The organism is Deinococcus fonticola (assembly GCF_004634215.1).
In the GTDB taxonomy this organism is placed as follows: Bacteria; Deinococcota; Deinococci; order Deinococcales; family Deinococcaceae; genus Deinococcus; species Deinococcus fonticola.
Genome location: NZ_SMMH01000006.1, coordinates 89,185 through 105,342 on the forward strand (window position 1 = coordinate 89,185; position 16,158 = coordinate 105,342).

Annotated in this window: 12 protein-coding genes; 4 read left to right on the forward strand and 8 right to left on the reverse strand. The window is 67.2% G+C overall.

What is annotated here, in order from left to right; all coding sequences use genetic code 11:
• Positions 1–28: 28 nt before the first annotated feature.
• The 6 genes from E5Z01_RS05520 to E5Z01_RS05545 all read right to left on the reverse strand — a co-directional run bounded on the left by E5Z01_RS05520 (position 29) and on the right by E5Z01_RS05545 (position 8,502).
• Positions 29–817 carry a class I SAM-dependent methyltransferase gene (locus tag E5Z01_RS05520; RefSeq protein WP_135228447.1) on the reverse strand — a complete coding sequence of 263 codons (789 nt, stop codon included), beginning with the start codon at positions 815–817 and terminating at the stop codon, positions 29–31.
• Positions 814–5,151, reverse strand: coding sequence for a cobaltochelatase subunit CobN (gene cobN, locus E5Z01_RS05525; protein WP_135228448.1), 4,338 nt, complete (start codon positions 5,149–5,151; stop codon positions 814–816). The genes E5Z01_RS05520 and cobN overlap by 4 nt, the downstream gene beginning before the upstream one ends.
• On the reverse strand, positions 5,148–5,840 hold the full coding sequence (locus E5Z01_RS05530) for a HoxN/HupN/NixA family nickel/cobalt transporter (RefSeq protein WP_135228449.1): 693 nt from the start codon (positions 5,838–5,840) through the stop codon (positions 5,148–5,150). Before E5Z01_RS05530 ends, cobN begins: the two co-directional genes overlap by 4 nt.
• Positions 5,841–5,945: 105 nt before the next feature.
• Positions 5,946–6,557, reverse strand: coding sequence for a cob(I)yrinic acid a,c-diamide adenosyltransferase (cobO, locus tag E5Z01_RS05535; RefSeq protein WP_167757783.1), 612 nt, complete (start codon positions 6,555–6,557; stop codon positions 5,946–5,948).
• A gap of 8 nt (positions 6,558–6,565) precedes the next feature.
• A complete protein-coding gene (locus E5Z01_RS05540) occupies positions 6,566–7,432 on the reverse strand; it encodes an ABC transporter substrate-binding protein (RefSeq protein ID WP_135228451.1) in 867 nt (288 codons plus the stop codon).
• A 428-nt stretch (positions 7,433–7,860) separates the two neighbouring features.
• Entirely contained in the window at positions 7,861–8,502 is a 642-nt protein-coding gene (locus E5Z01_RS05545; protein WP_240738199.1) for a histidine phosphatase family protein, read from the reverse strand.
• Positions 8,503–8,633: 131 nt separating this feature from the next.
• On the opposite strand from E5Z01_RS05545, the gene E5Z01_RS05550 reads away from it, so the two are divergent.
• Genes E5Z01_RS05550 through E5Z01_RS05560 form a run of 3 tightly spaced genes read left to right on the forward strand, consistent with a single transcriptional unit; the run spans position 8,634 to position 11,663 of the window.
• A complete protein-coding gene (locus E5Z01_RS05550; protein ID WP_135228452.1) occupies positions 8,634–9,467 on the forward strand; it encodes a MerR family transcriptional regulator in 834 nt (277 codons plus the stop codon).
• The gene (locus E5Z01_RS05555) at positions 9,464–10,396 is read left to right on the forward strand and encodes a hypothetical protein (protein WP_205750467.1); all 933 of its coding nucleotides are present in this window, start codon (positions 9,464–9,466) and stop codon (positions 10,394–10,396) included. The genes E5Z01_RS05550 and E5Z01_RS05555 overlap by 4 nt, the downstream gene beginning before the upstream one ends.
• A 34-nt stretch (positions 10,397–10,430) precedes the next feature.
• Positions 10,431–11,663, forward strand: coding sequence for a M24 family metallopeptidase (locus E5Z01_RS05560; RefSeq protein WP_135228453.1), 1,233 nt, complete (start codon positions 10,431–10,433; stop codon positions 11,661–11,663).
• 141 nt (positions 11,664–11,804) lie between these two features.
• Here the strand turns inward: E5Z01_RS05560 and E5Z01_RS05565 are convergent, their stop codons facing one another.
• Both E5Z01_RS05565 and E5Z01_RS05570 read right to left on the reverse strand, forming a co-directional pair.
• Positions 11,805–13,343 (reverse strand): choice-of-anchor I family protein, encoded by a 1,539-nt coding sequence (locus tag E5Z01_RS05565; protein WP_135228454.1) that lies wholly within the window; start codon positions 13,341–13,343, stop codon positions 11,805–11,807.
• 157 nt (positions 13,344–13,500) lie between these two features.
• Complete coding sequence (locus E5Z01_RS05570; RefSeq protein WP_135228455.1) at positions 13,501–14,250, reverse strand: DsbA family oxidoreductase; 750 nt, start codon at positions 14,248–14,250, stop codon at positions 13,501–13,503.
• A gap of 106 nt (positions 14,251–14,356) precedes the next feature.
• Here E5Z01_RS05570 and E5Z01_RS05575 point away from each other — a divergent pair, with 106 nt between their 5' ends.
• Complete coding sequence (locus tag E5Z01_RS05575; protein ID WP_135228456.1) at positions 14,357–16,120, forward strand: ABC transporter ATP-binding protein; 1,764 nt, start codon at positions 14,357–14,359, stop codon at positions 16,118–16,120.
• The last annotated feature ends 38 nt before the right edge of the window (positions 16,121–16,158 follow it).

Consider the following 16,158-nt stretch of genomic DNA (forward strand, 5'->3'; position numbering starts at 1 on the left):
CTTCTCCGTTTCGGTGCAGGGGTGGCCTTCATGCCTTTCCCTGTTGCCTGACCTGGATGACATGCACGTCGAACGTCCAGCGGTACCCCCAGCCGTTCCCGGCGCGGGTCAGATGAGGCTGGAGGTGTGCCAGGACTTCCTGTTCCGGCAGCGGCAGGCGGCAGTAAGCCAGCAATTCAGTGGTGGAGGCGAAGCTCAGCTCGCGCTCCTCGGTAATGGTGTGGGCAGCGAATGTCCACCCGAGCGCCTGCACCGCTTCCCGCAGCAGGCTGGCCCGCGCCGGTTTGGGGGTTCCGGCCAGCGCACGGCGGAGCTGGACGTGTGGGCTGCCCACACCGTCGTCTTCGAGCAGGTACAGGTCGCGGCGGCTGAGGGCGTGCAGGGTGTGCAGCGCCGCGTGCAGGTCGGGCTGGTAGGCCAGCGACCACGCCGCCAGCACCGTGTCATGCGGCGGGGCGTGCTTAAGGGCGTGTTCCAGGGCGCAGCAGACGGTCTGCACATGCTCAGGCGGGTTCTTGGCCCTGAGCTGCGCCAGCATGTCCGGCGAGTAATCCAGCGCGGTCACGTGTGGCACGGCCGCCGCGAGCGAGAGCAGCAGGCGGCCCGTGCCCGCACCAACTTCCAGCAGGCTGCGCGATCCCTTCAGCTGCCCGTGCAGCCAATCCAGCGTGTTCGGCAGGGCGGGCTGGGACTGGTCGTACTCGGCGGCCTTGCCCTGCCAGAAGGTCAGGTCACGTTCGGCCCTGAACCGCTCCGAGCGCGCCGAGAGCACAAGGGTGCGCCATCTCTCGAAGATGTCCGGGGGGAAGGTGGTCATCCGCCCACCCGGCCCGCCTCGCCGCGTTCCTCCAGCAGACCCTCGCTTTCCACCAGCAGACCTTGCAGGGCCGCCAGCGTGCCAGGCTGGGCGTCCCACAGGCCGCGCCCCTCGGCTTCCAGCAAGCGCGTGGCAATGGCGTTCAGGGCCCAGGGGTTGCTCCCCTTCAGGAACGCCTGGTTCTCGGCGTCCAGCGCGTAGGCCTGCGCCACGCCCTCGTACATGAAGTCGTGGGCCAGGTCGGCGGTGGCGTCGAACCCGAACAGGTAGTCCACAGTGGCGGTCTGCTCCAGGCCGCCCTTGTAGCCGTGCTGGCGAATGCCCGCGAGCCACTTGGGGTTCACCACGCGCGAGCGGTACACGCGCAGGGCCTCCTCCTTCAGGTCGCGCACCCGCGCCCGCTCGGGGTTGGCGCTGTCCCCGAAGTAGCCGCGCGGCTGCGTGCCGCTGAGGTGGCGCACGCTGGCCATCATGCCGCCGAAGAACTGAAGGTAATCGTCACTGTCGAAGATGTCGTGTTCGCGGTTGTCCTGGTTGTGCAGCACCAGTTGCGTCTGCGAGAGCCGGGCGCGGAAGTCGTCGCGGGCGTCGGTGCCCGCCTCGGCGGCGGTGTAGGCGTACCCGCCCCAGTTCACGAACACCTGCGCGAAGTCGGCGTCACCCTTCCAGTTGCCCTCGTGAATCAGGTCGAGGATGCCCGCGCCATACGTGCCCGGCGCACTGCCGAATACGCGGTAGGCGGCGCGGGCCTCGGCTTCCTCGGGCGGCAGGTCGCTCAGGCGGCCCGCGAGTTCGGCCAGGTAATGCTTGCGCGGAAAGTTCAGTTCCGGGTCTTCGTCGGCGTGCATGACGGTCTGGAACGCCTCGTCCAGCACCGAGATCAGGTGCGGGAAGGCGTCCCGGAAAAAGCCGCTGATGCGCACGGTCACGTCGATGCGCGGGCGGCCCAGTTCGGCCAGCGGCACGACTTCGATGCCTTCCAGCCGGCGGCTCTGCGGGTGCCACACGGGCTTCACGCCCAGCAGCGCGAAGATTTCCGCCAGGTCGTCGCCCTGCGTGCGCATGTTGGAGGTGCCCCACACGCTGATGGCGACGTGCTCCGGGTACGTTCCGGTTTCCTTCTGGTGACGCGCGAGGACTTCGCGCGCCAGGTTCTGCCCGACCTGCCACGCCGCCTGCGACGGCACGGCGCGCGGGTCGACGGCGTAGAAGTTGCGTCCGGTGGGCAGGATGTGCGCCTGTCCGCGTGAGGGCGCGCCGCTCGGCCCGGCGGGAACGTAGCGCCCGGAGAGGCCCGCGAGCAGGTTCACGATCTCGGCCTCCGTGGCGTCCAGGTTGGGTTTCAGCACGCGGCAGGCGTACTCCAGCGTGCGCGGCAGCGAACCGTACTGGTCACGCACCCCCAGCGTCAGGGCCAGCACCTCGGGAAGGGTCGCCGGATCGAAGGCCCGGTCTTGCAGCAGCTGGTAGAGGTGCAGCGCCAGTTCGTCGAGCAGTTCCAGCGCGTCCCCGTTCGTCTGAAGGGCGCGGCCCGCCAGGTCGTTCAGCGCTTCCTCCACCTTCAACCGTTCCCCCGGCCTGTCGAGCAAAGCGGGCAGGTTCAGGCCCAGCACGTCCGCCAGCCCGGCGTGCAGGCCCGGCACGTCGGCGTTCGCCAGCCGGGTCAGCGCCCGCAGCATTTCCGGCAACTGCTCGCCCTGCGGGGCCTGGCCCAGCGTGTGCAGGCCACCTCTGATCTGCGCCGCGCCCAGCTCGCACAGGTAACCGTCGATGTCCTCGAGCAGGTGCGCCACGTCCGGGCCGCTCATCTCGGCGATGGTGGTGGGCACGCCGTCCTCGGTCTCGGTTTCGTCCCACTCGTGAACGTGGTCGCCGTGGTCGCGCCGGAGCATGGTGCCCAGATCCGTGCCCAGGTCGGCCTTTTGCACCAGTTCCCAGATTTGCCCCTGGAGCAGCGGCAGTTTGCCCGGGTCGAGGAGTTCCAGCTGGTAATACTCGTCGACCAGCGCGGCCAGTTCGGCCAGCGGGCCGTAGGTGTCGGCGCGGGTCAGCGGCGGCGACAGGTGATCGAGGATGGTCGCGTGGGCGCGGCGTTTGGCCTGCGTACCCTCGCCGGGGTCGTTGATCACGAAGGGGTAGAGCAGCGGCAGGTCACCCAGCAGGCTGTCGGGGAAACACTGTGCGCTCAGGCCCACGCCCTTGCCGGGCAGCCACTCCAGCGTGCCGTGCTTGCCGACGTGAATCATGGCGTCCGCGCCGAAGCCCCCCAGCACCTGCGGTTCGCGCAGCCAGCGGTACAGCGCGAAGTAGTGGTGCGTAGGCGGCAGGTCGGGCGTGTGGTAGATCGCGTCGGCGTCCATGCCGTACCCGCGCGGGGGTTGCAACGCCACGAACATCTTGCCGAAGGTCATGCCGGCCAGGCACAGTTGCCCGTCATGCACGAACGCCCCGCCGGGGGGCGGCCCCCACTGTTCCTGCATGCGGCGCTGCTGGGAGGCGGGCAACTCCGCGAACCACGCGCCGTACTGCGCCGCCGGAAGCCGCACCGCCGCGCGGGCCAGCTGCCCCGGCGTCATGACCGTCTGGTCGTAATTGCTGCCCTCGATCAGCGCGTGCATCAGTTCATCGGACGAAAACGGCAATTCGCCCACGTCGTACCCTTCCGCCTGCAGGGCCCGCAGCACGTGCAGCAGGGACGCGGCCGAATCCAGGCCCACCGCGTTGCCCACCTGTGACGCCTTGCCGGTCGAGTTGGTGAACACGAAGGCCAGCCGTTTATCGGCGTTCGGTTTGTGCCGCAGCCGCGCCAGCCGCAGGGTGATGCCCGCCAGCCGGGCCGTGCGCTCCGGGTCGGCCGTCAGCCGCCGCGCCTCACCGTCCTGTTCCTTGAAGGCGAACGGAACGCCGATCACCCGGCCATCGAACTCCGGCAGGGCCACGTTCATGGCGGTGTCCAGCGGGTTGAGGCCCCGCGCACTCGTCTCCCACGGCCCGCGCGCCCCACCCAGAGAGATTCCCTGCACCACCGGCACGCCCAGCCGCGACAGGGCCGACACGTTTTCCCCCGCCGCCGTGATGCCGCCGGCATTCACGTCCGCCATCGCAAAAGACAGCGTGGAGATCAGGGCCGAGATTCGGGGAGCGGCAGCGGCACCTTCGGCCACCGTGAAGAACTGAAACGCCTTGGGGTTCCCCTGCGCGTCCACGTCCTTGAGCGACGTGGTGAACACCGGCAGCGCGTCCGCGCCAGCGTCGTCCAGCGTTTCGATGAGGGTATCGATGAAGGCGGTGTTGCCGCTCAGCGCGTGCGCCCGGTAGAACAGGACACCCACGGCGGGCCGCTGCGGGTCGCTCAGGCGCTGCCAGTCGGCCAGCGTGGCGTGTTCGGGCAGGCCGGGGTGATAAATGCCGTGCTGAGGCAGGGCCAGCGGCGGCGCGGCCCCGTAGCCGCTCATACGCAGCGTATCGGACAGCGAGAGCAGCAGTTCGCGGGTGTTCTGCCAGCCGCTGGCGGCCAGGTACGCCAGCGCGGTGTCGAGCGCGTGCGGCGGCGCGAAGCTCAGGCGGGCCAGTTCGGTGTCGGGTTCGTTGGTGCCGCTGAGCAGCAGCAGGGTCTGCCCGGCCTGGCGGGCGTGGGCGCGCAGCAACTCCCCGCCGGGCACGGCGCTGAAGTTGCCGTGAATGCGGGCAATGACCACCTCGGCGCGGCCCACGGCCCCGTTCAGCAGCGTGGTCATCTGCGCCTCGCTGCGAATGCCGCCCAGCAGCGCGCCCGTCACCGGGCCGAAGTCGTCGGGCAGCGTTTCACGCGCGGCACGCAGGTTCAGCAGGTCCGTGTCGGCATGACTCAGCAGCGCGAACCCGTGCAGGGCGTCCGGCAGGGCAACCTCCGCTGCCTGCTGCTGACCTGCACCCGCGCCCGTGGCGGCGTCCCAGGTGTAGTAGTTGAAGGTGTACTCGATGAGTTCCGGCGGAACCGGCAGAAAACCGCCAGCCTCCAGCATCGCCTCGATGTAGTCGAACACCTCGACCACCAGCCAGGCGTCGTTGACGGAATGGAACCACACGTCATGCCCGTCGAACACCAGGTGGGCCACGTTGTTCAGGGCGCACGGCCCCAGGCACCCCGACTTGGTCAGGTGCACGTGGTTGCGCATTTTGCGGCGCGTCCACTCTTCCTTGTAGGCGTCCACCGGCGCGGGCGCGTAGCCCCGGTCGGTGCGGCCGCAGCAGCACCCGTGAAAGCAGTAGCTCAGGTGACCGCGCTTGCGCACGACGTTGATGGTTCGGCCATCGGCGCGGGTGACGCGCTGACGTGAGGTGGATCTGGTCATGCTGGGGCCACCGGAGCGCGGCCCATGCGGCTCCACAGGCGCAGCGCGATCAGGGCAATGAAGGTGCCCACCCCCAGCGGCCCGGCCACATGTTCTGTGTCAAGATCCAGGAACCCGGCAGCGGCAAACCCCGCCGAGAGCGCCACCACCATCCACCCCATGACGCGGCTGGCCAGGGCCGCCCGGCCAGGGTCGGCGTGCTGGCCGCGTTGCAGGGCGGCGGCAAACAGGCCGTCTATACCGTCGGTGAGAATCATGCCCAGCGTGAAGGCCACGCCCAGCAGCAGCGGCGGAACGCTCTGCGCCAGGGCCAGCGCCGAAAGCTGGGTGCTGGTTTCCATCCCCATCGCCAGCAGCAGCCCCATCAGGAAAGGACTGGCCGCCAGGGCCGCCTTTCTTCCGGCGTGCGCGTGTAAAACGGAATGGCCAGGCTTCAGAAGCCGCCACAGGTTCAGGCCCGCCACCCCCAGAAACAGGTAAGGCGACAGCCACCCCAGGTCGACCTCCCCGGCCAGGCGGCCCACCAGCACCGCCAGCACGCTCACCACCAGCCCGTGACCCAGGCCGAACAGCACCCCGTTCCAGCGGCTGGGCCGCAGGCGCGAGAATCCGTCGATGGCGGCCAGGTGATCCGCATCCACCCCGTGCCGCATGCCCAGCGCGAACACCACTGCCAGAGTCAATACCATCCGTTCTCCTTCCAGAAAGCAGGCCTGCCGCGCGTCATTCGTGGCCTGGGGAACAGGGCGCCGATCACTGTTCCTGCCATGCTCAGCGCCTCGCCGTCAGCCGTGTCAGTACTCGATGCCCTGCTGCCCGCCGATCCCCTGGTTGTAGGCGTGCTTCACCGGACTGATTTCACTGACGGTATCGGCGAAGTCCACCAGTTCGGGAATGGCGCCTCGCCCGGTAATGACCACGTGCAGGTTGGGATCGCGCGCCCGGAGGGTTTCCTCGACGCCCGCCCAGGCCACCCAGCCGTATTTGAGGGGGTAGGTGAACTCGTCCAGCACGATCAGATCGTACTCGCCGCTCAGAATCGCCTCGCGCGCCAGTTCCCAGCCGTGCGCGGCCATCTCGGCGCTGTTCTCCAGGTCGCGCGAGCGCCACGTCCACCCGTCGCCCAGCCCCTGATAGGGGACTTCCAGGGCGTCCAGGGTGCGGTGCTCTCCGAACTTGGCGGTGTCGTGCTTCAGGAACTGGAACATCTTGACCTTCAGCCCGCGCCCGTGCGCCCGCATCATCAGGCCCAGCGCGGCGGTGGTCTTGCCTTTCCCCTTGCCGGTGTTCACGATCACCAGCCCGCGCCGACCCTTGGAAATGCCCTCTTTCTTGCGGTAGTTGTCGCGCTGCTCGGTCAGTTCGCGCATGGCGGCCTCGCGGCGCTGCTTCGTCGTTTCGTCCATGGGGGCTCCTATTTCACGGCTTCCGGGTGAATGAGCTTGATCAGCGTTCTGAGGGCCACGGCCAGGCGCGGGCCAGGGCGCACCAGGGCGTCACGTTCCTCGGCGCTGGGCTGGTACACGCGGCCCGCTTTCACGGCCTGCAGGGTCGGCCAGCCGGGGCGCTTTTTCGCGTCGTCGAGCGTCAGGCCGATCATGACTTTCGGGTTGGCTTTCACGATCAGTTCCGGGTCGAGTTTCGGGAAGTTGCCCAGTTTCGCGGGAACGATGGTCTGCCCGCCGGCCTTGCTGATCAGGGCGCCGATGAACGAGTTAGGCCCGACGCTGTAGGGCGCGGGGTCGACCTCGTAGTAGGTGCTGACTTTCGGGAGTTTCAGCACGTTCTGCTGCAGGGCGTTCAGGTCGCCGCGCATCTTCGTGACGAGTTTCGTGGCGTTCACTTCGCGGTTGGTGATCTTGCCCATCACGGCGATCTTCTCGAAGGTCTCGTTGTAGGTCTGGGCCGTGCCGCCATATACCGTGAGGCCCGCCGCCGCCAGTTTCTCGGTCAGGCGGCTGCTCGCGGATTCATCGGCCAGCACCAGGTCCGGCTTCAGGGCCACAATCGCCTCGATGTCGGGCTTGTAGCCGCTGCCCACTTTCGGGAGCTTGTCGGTGGCCGCCCTGGGATAGTTACTGTACTCGTCTATGCCCACCAGTTTGTCGCCCGCGCCGATGGCAAAGAGGATTTCGGTGTGGCTGGGCATCATGGCCACGATGCGTTTGGGTTCGCTTCTGAGGGTGACCGTGCGGCCCAGGTCATCGGTGACGGTCAGGGGGTACCTGGTGGCGGCGGCACTTGAGGCCAGCAGGAAAGCGGCAAGAATGGTTCGGCGCATGGGTCGGCTCCAGCGTGCAGGTTGCGGTTCAGCCGGGAGCAGGCGCACAGAGAAAAACCCTGCTCCAGCCGGGGCCAGAGCAGGATTGCAGACGTGAACACGCGGGCAATACTCGGTCAGGTGGCCCTCCAACGGCGAGAGGTGCGGCCGCGCCGGGAGGCACGGAGACCGCGTCCCTGAGGGGCATTCGGACTCACCAAAACCCTGGATTACCGCTGCGCGACAGTGCCGGAATGTGCCCTGAAAGCAGTCACCGGACTTCCCCCAACTCAGGTGAAAGCAGGGTAGCAGATGACGGGCCAGATGACGGGTGAGTGGCGCGTGGTTGGTGGCGCGCAGAGAGAGGCAGGCAAGAAGAGGTGGTTGGTAAGAAGGGAAAAAACATGAACAGGACGCGACTCTTCCTTTTCTCCCCTCTCTCCTCTGCCTCAGTTCGGTGTTTTCATACCCGCCAGCCACCACTCGCCGCTGCCGCATTTGAGGGTCACCACGGTGCAGGGGGGCGTTTCGACGGCCTTGATGCCGACGGTCAGGCGCAGGGCGGCGTGAATGGGGCCGGCGTGCGTGAAGGCGACGACCTCGCCTGTGCCGGGCAGGCGGCTCAGCCAGGCCTGGATGCGGGCGTGGAAGTCGCGTCCGGTTTCGCCCTGGGGTGGGCCGAAGGCGAGGGTGGGGTCACTCAGCGCCCGCGTCCAGTGCCAGGGGAGGTTGGCGTAGACGCGCTCCAGCTCCGCCCAGGTGCGCCCGGCCATCACGCCGAAATTGGCTTCCGCCAGTGCGGGCGTCAGTTCCGGCGAGATGAAGCCGGCGAGCTGCGCCGTGCGCTGCGCCCGGACGCTGGGGGACGTGTACGCCAGGGCGTGCATGGGCAGTTTCAGGGTGCGGGCCAGCGCCTCCCCTCTGGGGGTCAGGGGCGCGTCCTCGTCGGCGCGGGGGTAGCGCCGCTCGGCGTTCGGGGCACTGGGCGCGTGCCGCACGAGGTGAAGGGTCAGGGTCTGGTCAGTCAGGGCGGCGCTCCAGCGTGAGATGGGGTGAGGTGCCGGTAGTCTACCCGCTCGGTTCCCCTTCACCTATCCCCCGCCGACCCAGTCCTTCTTTGACACAGTCCCTCTTTGACCCAGTACCGGCTCGATCTGGCTTCTGCTTGACCCGGCCCCTGGGGCAGCCTTCAAGCTGAAGAAGCCTCCGGAGGCCGCCCACCATGACCGACCCCGCCCGCCTGACCATCCGCGCCTTTGCCGACGCCTCGCGCCTGAGCGTCAAGGCCCTGCGCCTGTACGACGACCTGGGCCTGCTGCCGCCTGCACAGGTGGACCGCCACAACGGTTACCGCTACTACTCGCCCGCGCAACTGCCCCAGGCGCAACTGATCGGCCTGCTGCGGCAACTCGACCTGTCGCTGAAGGATATTCAGGACGTCCTGGATGCCCCGCCGCCCCGCCGCCCGGAACGCCTGCGCGAACACTGGGCCAGAGCAAAAGCCGAGCACGCCCGCCGCGACGCCCTGGCCCGTTACGTGCAGCACAAGCTGCAAGGAGATGCCCCCATGCCCGAATTTGAACTCCAGACCCGCCAGGTGCCGGCCCAGCACCTCGCCACGCTGACCTGGCACGTCCTGGTGCAGGACCTGCCGCGCACCATTCAGGACAGCTTCCGGCAATTGCACGTCCTTATCCGGGAGCAGGGGGCCACCTTTGCCGGGCCGCCCCTGGTCATCTATCACGGCGAGGTGAACGCCGACAGCGACGGCCCCATCGAGGTGTGCTGGCCCTACAGCGGGATCCTCACCCCATCTGGCGACGTGGCCCTGCGCGTGGAACCCGCGCATACCGAAGCCTTCGTGGCCCTGACCCGCGAACAGTTCGAGTTCCCGGCCATCCTGAGCGCCTACGACGCCACCTGCGCCTACGCCAGCGCCCACGGCACCGGCAGCCCGCTGCCCTGCCGCGAGGTCTACCCCTACGACTGGGACAACGCCGCGCCCGGCGAACCCGTGGGCGAGGTCGCGTGGCCTTACACGCCGAAAGGGGCGTGAAGATGCTTCCCTACATCGGCTCCGGGCCTTACTGCTACACGAATTCACTCCTGATGGTGCTGGATGACCCTGCCCTGACGCCCGGTCTGGTGGAAACGCTGACCGGATCAGCCTTCGGGTTTCAACTGCTGTTCGGTGGGTTGCCCCTTTTCGATGCTTACGGCTGGGACCCCGACCTGGGGCTGGATCAGGCCCTGACGCTGCTGGGCTACACCTGGCAGGCCCACACCTTTCAGAATGAAAAAGACGCCCTGAACGCCCTGAAAGAACAGGTCAGCGCCTCCTCTCCCGTGTTTGTCGGGCCGCTGGACATGGGCCTGTTGAAGCACCAGCCGGAAAGCGACCGGGCCAGCGGCGCAGATCACTTTGTGGCTGTGCTGGACGTGAAAGGCGGACGGGTTCACCTGCACGACCCGCAGGGTCACCCCTGGGCCGCCCTTCCCGAAGAGGTTTTTCTGGAGGCCTGGAAGGCCGAACAGATCGGGTATGGTCAGCCCTACGCCATGCGCACCGATTTTCGCAGGGTGCGCGAGGTGAAGGTGCCCGACGCACTGCGGGCGCTGTTGCCGGAAGCGGCGAAGTGGGCGGCGGGCCGTGACCTGCCCGTGCCGCCCGGCACACTGGGCGGACGGGCGGGTCTGGAACGCCTTGCCCAGATGGTGGAGCAGGACTTCAACGACGGTCTGCGCGGCATGTTCATCCATTTCAGCATTCGCGTGGGAGCCAGGCGCAAAACGGACGCCGCCGCCGCCCTGGCCCTGATCGGCGAGACGGAAACCGCGAAGGTGCTGCAAACGCAGGCCCGCATCCTGGGAGGCTTGCAGTACCCCGCCGTGCAGCGCGACACCTCGACCCTCGCGGCGGGGCTGCGCGAACTGGCCGAGCTGCACGGCCACCTGGCCCGCCAGCTTGCCGCTTTGCGTTCGTGAGCAGGGGTGACCGGGGACGCTTTACCCTGTACGCATGACCAATCCCACCTTGCAGATGCAACAGGCCCTGGCGCACACTGACCTGGACGGCTGGCTCGTCTACGACTTCCAGGGCCTGAACCCGCACGCCCGGACGGTACTGGGCATCCCCGAGAGCGTGTTCCTGACCCGGCGCTTTTTCGTGTACGTGCCGCGTGAGGGTCAGCCGGTGGTGCTGCACAACCACATCGAGGGCGGTAACTGGCGCACGATCACGGCGGACTGGGGCGCGGCGCTGCGGCCTTTCGGCAGTCACGCCGAACTGGATGCGGCGCTGGGGGACGTGGTGCGGGGACAGCGCGTGGCGATGGAGTACAGCCCCGACGGCGCGGTTCCTTACGTGAGCCGGGTGGACGCCGGCACGCTGGAGCGAGTGCGCCGCGCCGGGGCAAAAGACATCGTGAGCAGCGCCAACCTGCTGCAAGGCTTCCTGAAGTGGACGCCTGACGACCTGGCCGCCCACGAACGGGCCGTGAAGGTGCTGATGCAGGCCAAGGACGACGCCTTCAAACTCATTCACGAACGCCTGCAAAGCGGGCAGCCCGTCACGGAACTGGACGCGCAGGCGGTCATCATGGGGCAGATCGAGGCGGCGGGCATGCAGGCCGGGCACCCCGTGAACGTCAGTTTCGGCGTGAATGCCGCCGACAGCCACTATGAACCCGGCGGCGACAGGAACGCCACGCTAGAGGCGGGCCAGTGCGTCCTGATCGACCTGTGGGCGCAGGAACCGGGCCGCCCCTTCGCGGACGTGACCTGGGTCGGGTACGCCGGGTCGCCCAGCGACGAGTACCAGTCGGCGTGGACGGCCGTGCGCGCTGGACGGGACGCCGCCCTGACGCTGCTGCAAGACCGTTTCGATGCCGACGGCTGGGGCCACCTGCAAGGCTGGGAAGTCGACCGTAAAGTGCGCGACAGCATGGGCGAGCCGTGGGCCACGTTCTTTCTGCACCGCACCGGACACGACCTCGGCGTCAGGATTCACGGTGCCGGCGCCAACCTCGACGATTACGAAACCCGCGACACCCGCGTCCTGACCGAAGGGCTGTGCGTCACCGTGGAACCCGGCACCTACCCCGCCGAGAAGGGGTTCGGGATTCGCAGCGAAGTGGACGTGTACCTGTCCGCAGAAGGCCCCCGCATCACCCCGCACATTCAACGCGAACCCTTCATCCTCGGCGGCCCCGAAAGCTGGGACGAAGTGCGGGCGAAGGGGTACGGGCAGTGACACCTCGTGTCGGCAAGTCAGGATTCAGGAATGCTCCGGCCCCCGGCATTCTGATCGCCTGACTTTTCAGCCCCTTTCAATGGCACTGCAAAAAAGATCGCCGCGCCCGTCCACATGACGGCGCGGCGATGTCTCTGACGCTTACTTCTTCAGGGCTTCGCTGACGTTGATGATGCTGACGCTGCCGGCCGGGTCGATGCTGTAGTCGTCGCTCGGTTCGCCTTCGTTGGCCACCAGCAGGTACTTGCCGTCGGGCGTGAAGGTCAGCATGTCGGGCAGGGCGCCCACCGTGATGGCGGGGGCTTTCTCGGTGCCGTCGGGGTTCAGGAGGGCGACCTTGCCGGGGTCGGTTTTCACGGGGGCTTCCACCGCTACGGCGACCACGCCATTTTTCACGGCGACGCTGTTGGCGGCTTTGCCGTAGGCGGCAAGGGAAATACTTTTCACGAATACAGGTTTGGTCACGTCCGCCAGGTTCAGCACGTCGAGGCTGCCGGTGTTGCCATTCACGGTGAACAGTTGCCGGCTGGTCTTGTCGAAGGCGCTGATTTCGGCAATGCCCTTGTCGAATGCGAACGGTTCGGCCTGCCAGCGCCCGGTGAGGGCCAGTTTACCGCTGTCCTGCACGGTGTAGATGGTGACGCTGCCGCTGACCTCATGGCTGGCGACCAGCAGCGGCTTCCCGCTGGGGCTGTCACTGGCGGGAATGAACAGCACCCCTTCGGGCGCGAGGTCGCCGGCGCTGCCGCTCTTGGCGTCGGCAGTGGGCGTGATGTGGTGCGCGTAATCGACAAAGGCCGGTTTGTCGGGTGTGCTGACATCCATGACCATAATGCCGCCCATGCGCTCCAGGCCGACAAAAGCTAGGGTCTTGCCGTTCACGGTGCCGACGGTCACGCCTTCGGGCTCGGGGCCTTTGTTGTCGCTGCGTCCGTCGAAGGTGCTGGTGGTTCCCTCGCTGTTGAAGGTGGTGGGGGCCAGTTCGGCCATTTTCTTCTCGATCAGGTCGCCCGTGTCGGCCACCAGGGTACCGCCGGCGTCCCACACGCTGAGGCTGCGGGCGCCGAACGCCACCAGCTGGTCGGCATCTCCGTCGCCGTCGGTGTCGGCGTCTACGCTGCTGACGGTCAGGCGGCCTAAAGCGGTGTCTTTCTGCAAGTCAGCGGCGTTGGGGAATTTCGTGGCGTCCAGTTTCAGTTTCGCCACGCGCACCTCGTCACTGAAGCCGTCGTAGTCGCGGCTGTCGCCCTCGTTGGCGGTCAGCAGGTACGTTTTGCCGCCAATGTCGATGCTGGCAATGGCGTCGGGCATGTAAGCGCCGTACACGGGCCAGTTCTGGATGTTGATCTTCGTGTCCTTGTCGCTGGCGTCCAGGGCGTTCCCGGCCCTGCTGTGGTCTTTCAGGCCCAGCGGCTTCACGCCCGTGATTTCGCCTTTCGTCAGGTCGATGGTGGCGATGGCGTTGCTTTCCTGCAAGGTCACGTAGGCCGCCTTGCTGTCACTGCTGACGGTGATGTACTCCGGCTCGGCATCCAGTGAGAACTGCTTGCTCTTGCCGGGGCGGGTGGTCACCTTGCCGTCGAACGCCTTGAAGTCCAGCGTCGTGACTTTCGGCAGTTCGGGCGCAGGGGCGGGCTGACAGGCAGCGAGAGCGGCGGAAATTACGAGTGCGGCAGGCATCCATTTTCTCATCCGTGACACTGTGCCGTCATCACGTCAAGGCGGTGTGGCGCTTTCGTCAACGGAAGGTCAGGCCGGGAACAGGCAAAAACGCCGCAGAGGCCCCGAAGCTTCTCCGGCGTTTCAACGTGATGACGCTAAGCTGGTGTGCTGACGCTCAGCTGGTCTTGTCCGGAACGGCGCAGCTTCCGTCCTGGCAGCCCTCGGCGTCGTCTGCACCCAGCATGCTCAGGGGACTGGGGTTGGTTTCGGCCCACACCTGCGTGAGCGCCTGCGTGAACACCTCGGGGTTCTGGGCGCCGCTGACACCGTACTTGCCGCCCAGCACGAAGAACGGCACGCCCGTGATGCCGTAGGCCTGCGCCTGCTGCTCGTCGGCGCGCACCGCCTGGGCATACTGACCTGACTCCAGCGCGGCGCGGGCTTCATCGGCGTTCAGGCCGATGCCGGCGGCCAGTTCTGCCAGGACATCCACTTCCGAGAGGTTCAGGCCCTGCGTGAAGTGGGCGTGGAGCAGGCGTTCTTTCATCTGCGGCCCGTGGCCCCGTGCGGCGGCAAAGTGAATCAGTTGATGGCTCAGGAAGGTGTTCACCTGCTGCAGGGCGCCGAAGTCGTACTGGAGTCCCTCGCCGGCGGCGGCCTGGGCCACGCCGTCCACCATCTGCTGCGCCTGCGCCAGCGTTCGGCCGTATTTGTGCGCGAGGTGCTGGGCAACAGATTGGGAGTTGTGCTTTGCCGCGCCTGGGTCAAGCTCGAAGCTGTGGTACACGATTTCTACGTTGTCGCGCTGGGCGAAGCTGTCCAGCGCCTGCTCGAAGCGCCGTTTGCCGATGTAACACCACGGGCAGGCGATGTCCGACCAGATGTCCACGCGGATTTTCTCAGGACTGGAAGCGAAGGTAGTCATCTTAATATCATAAAGCACTTTATAAAATAAATCAAGAGAAGGCGGGCACCTTTTCCTGAGCCACTTGGCGTATGCGGATTGGCCCTGTTTTTCATACGCTGGTAGGATGCCGGCCCCTTCCTCTTCCCCACTGCTCGTCCTGCGTTCTTACCTGGGGCCGCTCAAATGGGCGGTGCTGACGCTGGCCCTGCTGCTGCTCACGGGCACGGGCCTGAACCTGTACCTGCCGCAGATTCTGGGCCGTTTCGTGGACAACGCCAAACTGGGCGCGGGGGCGGACATCGCGCTGCTGTCGCGCCTGGCCTTTCTATACATCGCGCTGGCGGTGGGCGTGCAACTGCTGATGGCCGCCGCCACCTACGTGGGCGCGAGGGTCGGCTGGACGGCCACCAACCGCCTGCGGGCCGACCTGACCGCGCACCTGCTGTCGCTGGACATGCGCGAACACAAGGAACGCACCCCCGGCGAGATGATCGAACGCATCGACGGGGACGTGACGGCCCTCAGCAACTTCTTCTCGCAGTTCGCGGTGCGGGTGTTCGGGGCGGCGCTGCTGCTGCTGGGCGCTGTGTTCATGTTCTACCGGATCAACGTGTGGGTGGGCCTGGGCGTTACCGCCTTCGTGGTCATTACGCTCAGCATGATGAACCGGGTGCGCGAAGCGGGCGTGGAACCCACCCGCCTGGAACGCGAGGCCAGCGCCCGCCTGTTCGGGTACGTGGAAGAACGCCTGGCCGGACTGGACGACGTTCGCGCCCTGGGAGCCGGGCAGCACCACCTGCGCGGCTTCCTGACCGTGCAGCGCGAGTTCTTCCGGCGCAGCATCGAATCGTGGAAGAAACGCAGCCTGGTGTGGCAGTTCAGCATGGGCCTCTTCGTGGCCGGGTACGTGGGGATTCTCAGCGCCTCGGTGGGCCTGTACGCGGCGGGAGCCATTACGTTGGGCACGGCTTTTCTGCTGTTCCAGTACATGAGCATGATCGAGGAACCCATCGACCAGCTCACCCAGCAGCTTCAGGACTTGCAGAAGGCCGGAGCCAGCCTGGTGCGCGTGGGCGAACTGCTGGCCCTGAAAACCGGGCTGCCGGAGGGCGCGCGCGAACTCCCGGCGGGCGGCCTGGACTTGCGCTTCCAGGACGTGAACTTCAGCTACGAACCGGAAGACCCGAACGCACGCGGCGTCTTGCAGGACATCACCTTTCACCTCCCCGCCAGGCAGACGGTGGGTCTGCTGGGCCGCACCGGGAGCGGCAAAACCACCCTCACGCGGCTGGTGTCGCGGCTGTACGACCCCACCTCCGGCAGCGTGACCCTGGGCGGCGTGGACACCCGCGACGTGACCCTGAAAAGCCTGCGTCAGCGCGTCGCCGTGGTCACCCAGGACGTGCAACTGTTCCAGGCGACCGTGCGCGACAACCTCACCTTCTTCGATCACAGCGTCCCCGACCACCGCGTCGAGGCGGCGCTGCTGGAAGTCGGGCTGGGCGGCTGGCTCGACTCGCTCCCGGACGGCGTGAAGACCCCGCTGGCCGCCGGCAGCCTCAGCGCCGGGCAATCCCAACTGCTGGCCTTCGCCCGCGTGATGCTGCAAGACCCCAGTGTCATCATCCTCGACGAACCCAGCAGCCGCCTCGACCCGGCCACCGAAGCGCAACTCACCCAGGCCATGCAACGCCTGCTGCAAGGCCGCACCGCCATCGTCATCGCCCACCGCCTGGAAACGGTAGCCCGCGCCGACCGGATTCTGGTGCTGGGCGCAGGAAAAATCCTGGAGGACGGCGAACGCGCAGCGCTGGCCCGCGACCCCCGCAGCCACTACGCGCAGCTTCTCAGTGCCGGGAAGGAAGAACTGGAAGAGGTGCTGGCGTGAGGCAGCTTATCTCAACGGAGAACCTCGTCCCAGCCGTC

Bases quoted from the DNA above. Each gene is read 5' to 3' on its own strand.
- E5Z01_RS05560 (WP_135228453.1), top strand. From the start codon at position 10,431: ATGACCAATCCCACCTTGCAGATGCAACAGGCCCTGGCGCACACTGAC.
- E5Z01_RS05530 (WP_135228449.1), bottom strand. From the start codon at position 5,840: ATGGTATTGACTCTGGCAGTGGTGTTCGCGCTGGGCATGCGGCACGGG.
- cobN (WP_135228448.1), bottom strand. From the start codon at position 5,151: ATGACCAGATCCACCTCACGTCAGCGCGTCACCCGCGCCGATGGCCGA.
- E5Z01_RS05570 (WP_135228455.1), bottom strand. From the start codon at position 14,250: ATGACTACCTTCGCTTCCAGTCCTGAGAAAATCCGCGTGGACATCTGG.
- E5Z01_RS05550 (WP_135228452.1), top strand. From the start codon at position 8,634: ATGACCGACCCCGCCCGCCTGACCATCCGCGCCTTTGCCGACGCCTCG.
- E5Z01_RS05520 (WP_135228447.1), bottom strand. From the start codon at position 817: ATGACCACCTTCCCCCCGGACATCTTCGAGAGATGGCGCACCCTTGTG.
- E5Z01_RS05540 (WP_135228451.1), bottom strand. From the start codon at position 7,432: ATGCGCCGAACCATTCTTGCCGCTTTCCTGCTGGCCTCAAGTGCCGCC.
- E5Z01_RS05565 (WP_135228454.1), bottom strand. From the start codon at position 13,343: ATGCCTGCCGCACTCGTAATTTCCGCCGCTCTCGCTGCCTGTCAGCCC.
- cobO (WP_167757783.1), bottom strand. From the start codon at position 6,557: ATGGACGAAACGACGAAGCAGCGCCGCGAGGCCGCCATGCGCGAACTG.
- E5Z01_RS05575 (WP_135228456.1), top strand. From the start codon at position 14,357: ATGCCGGCCCCTTCCTCTTCCCCACTGCTCGTCCTGCGTTCTTACCTG.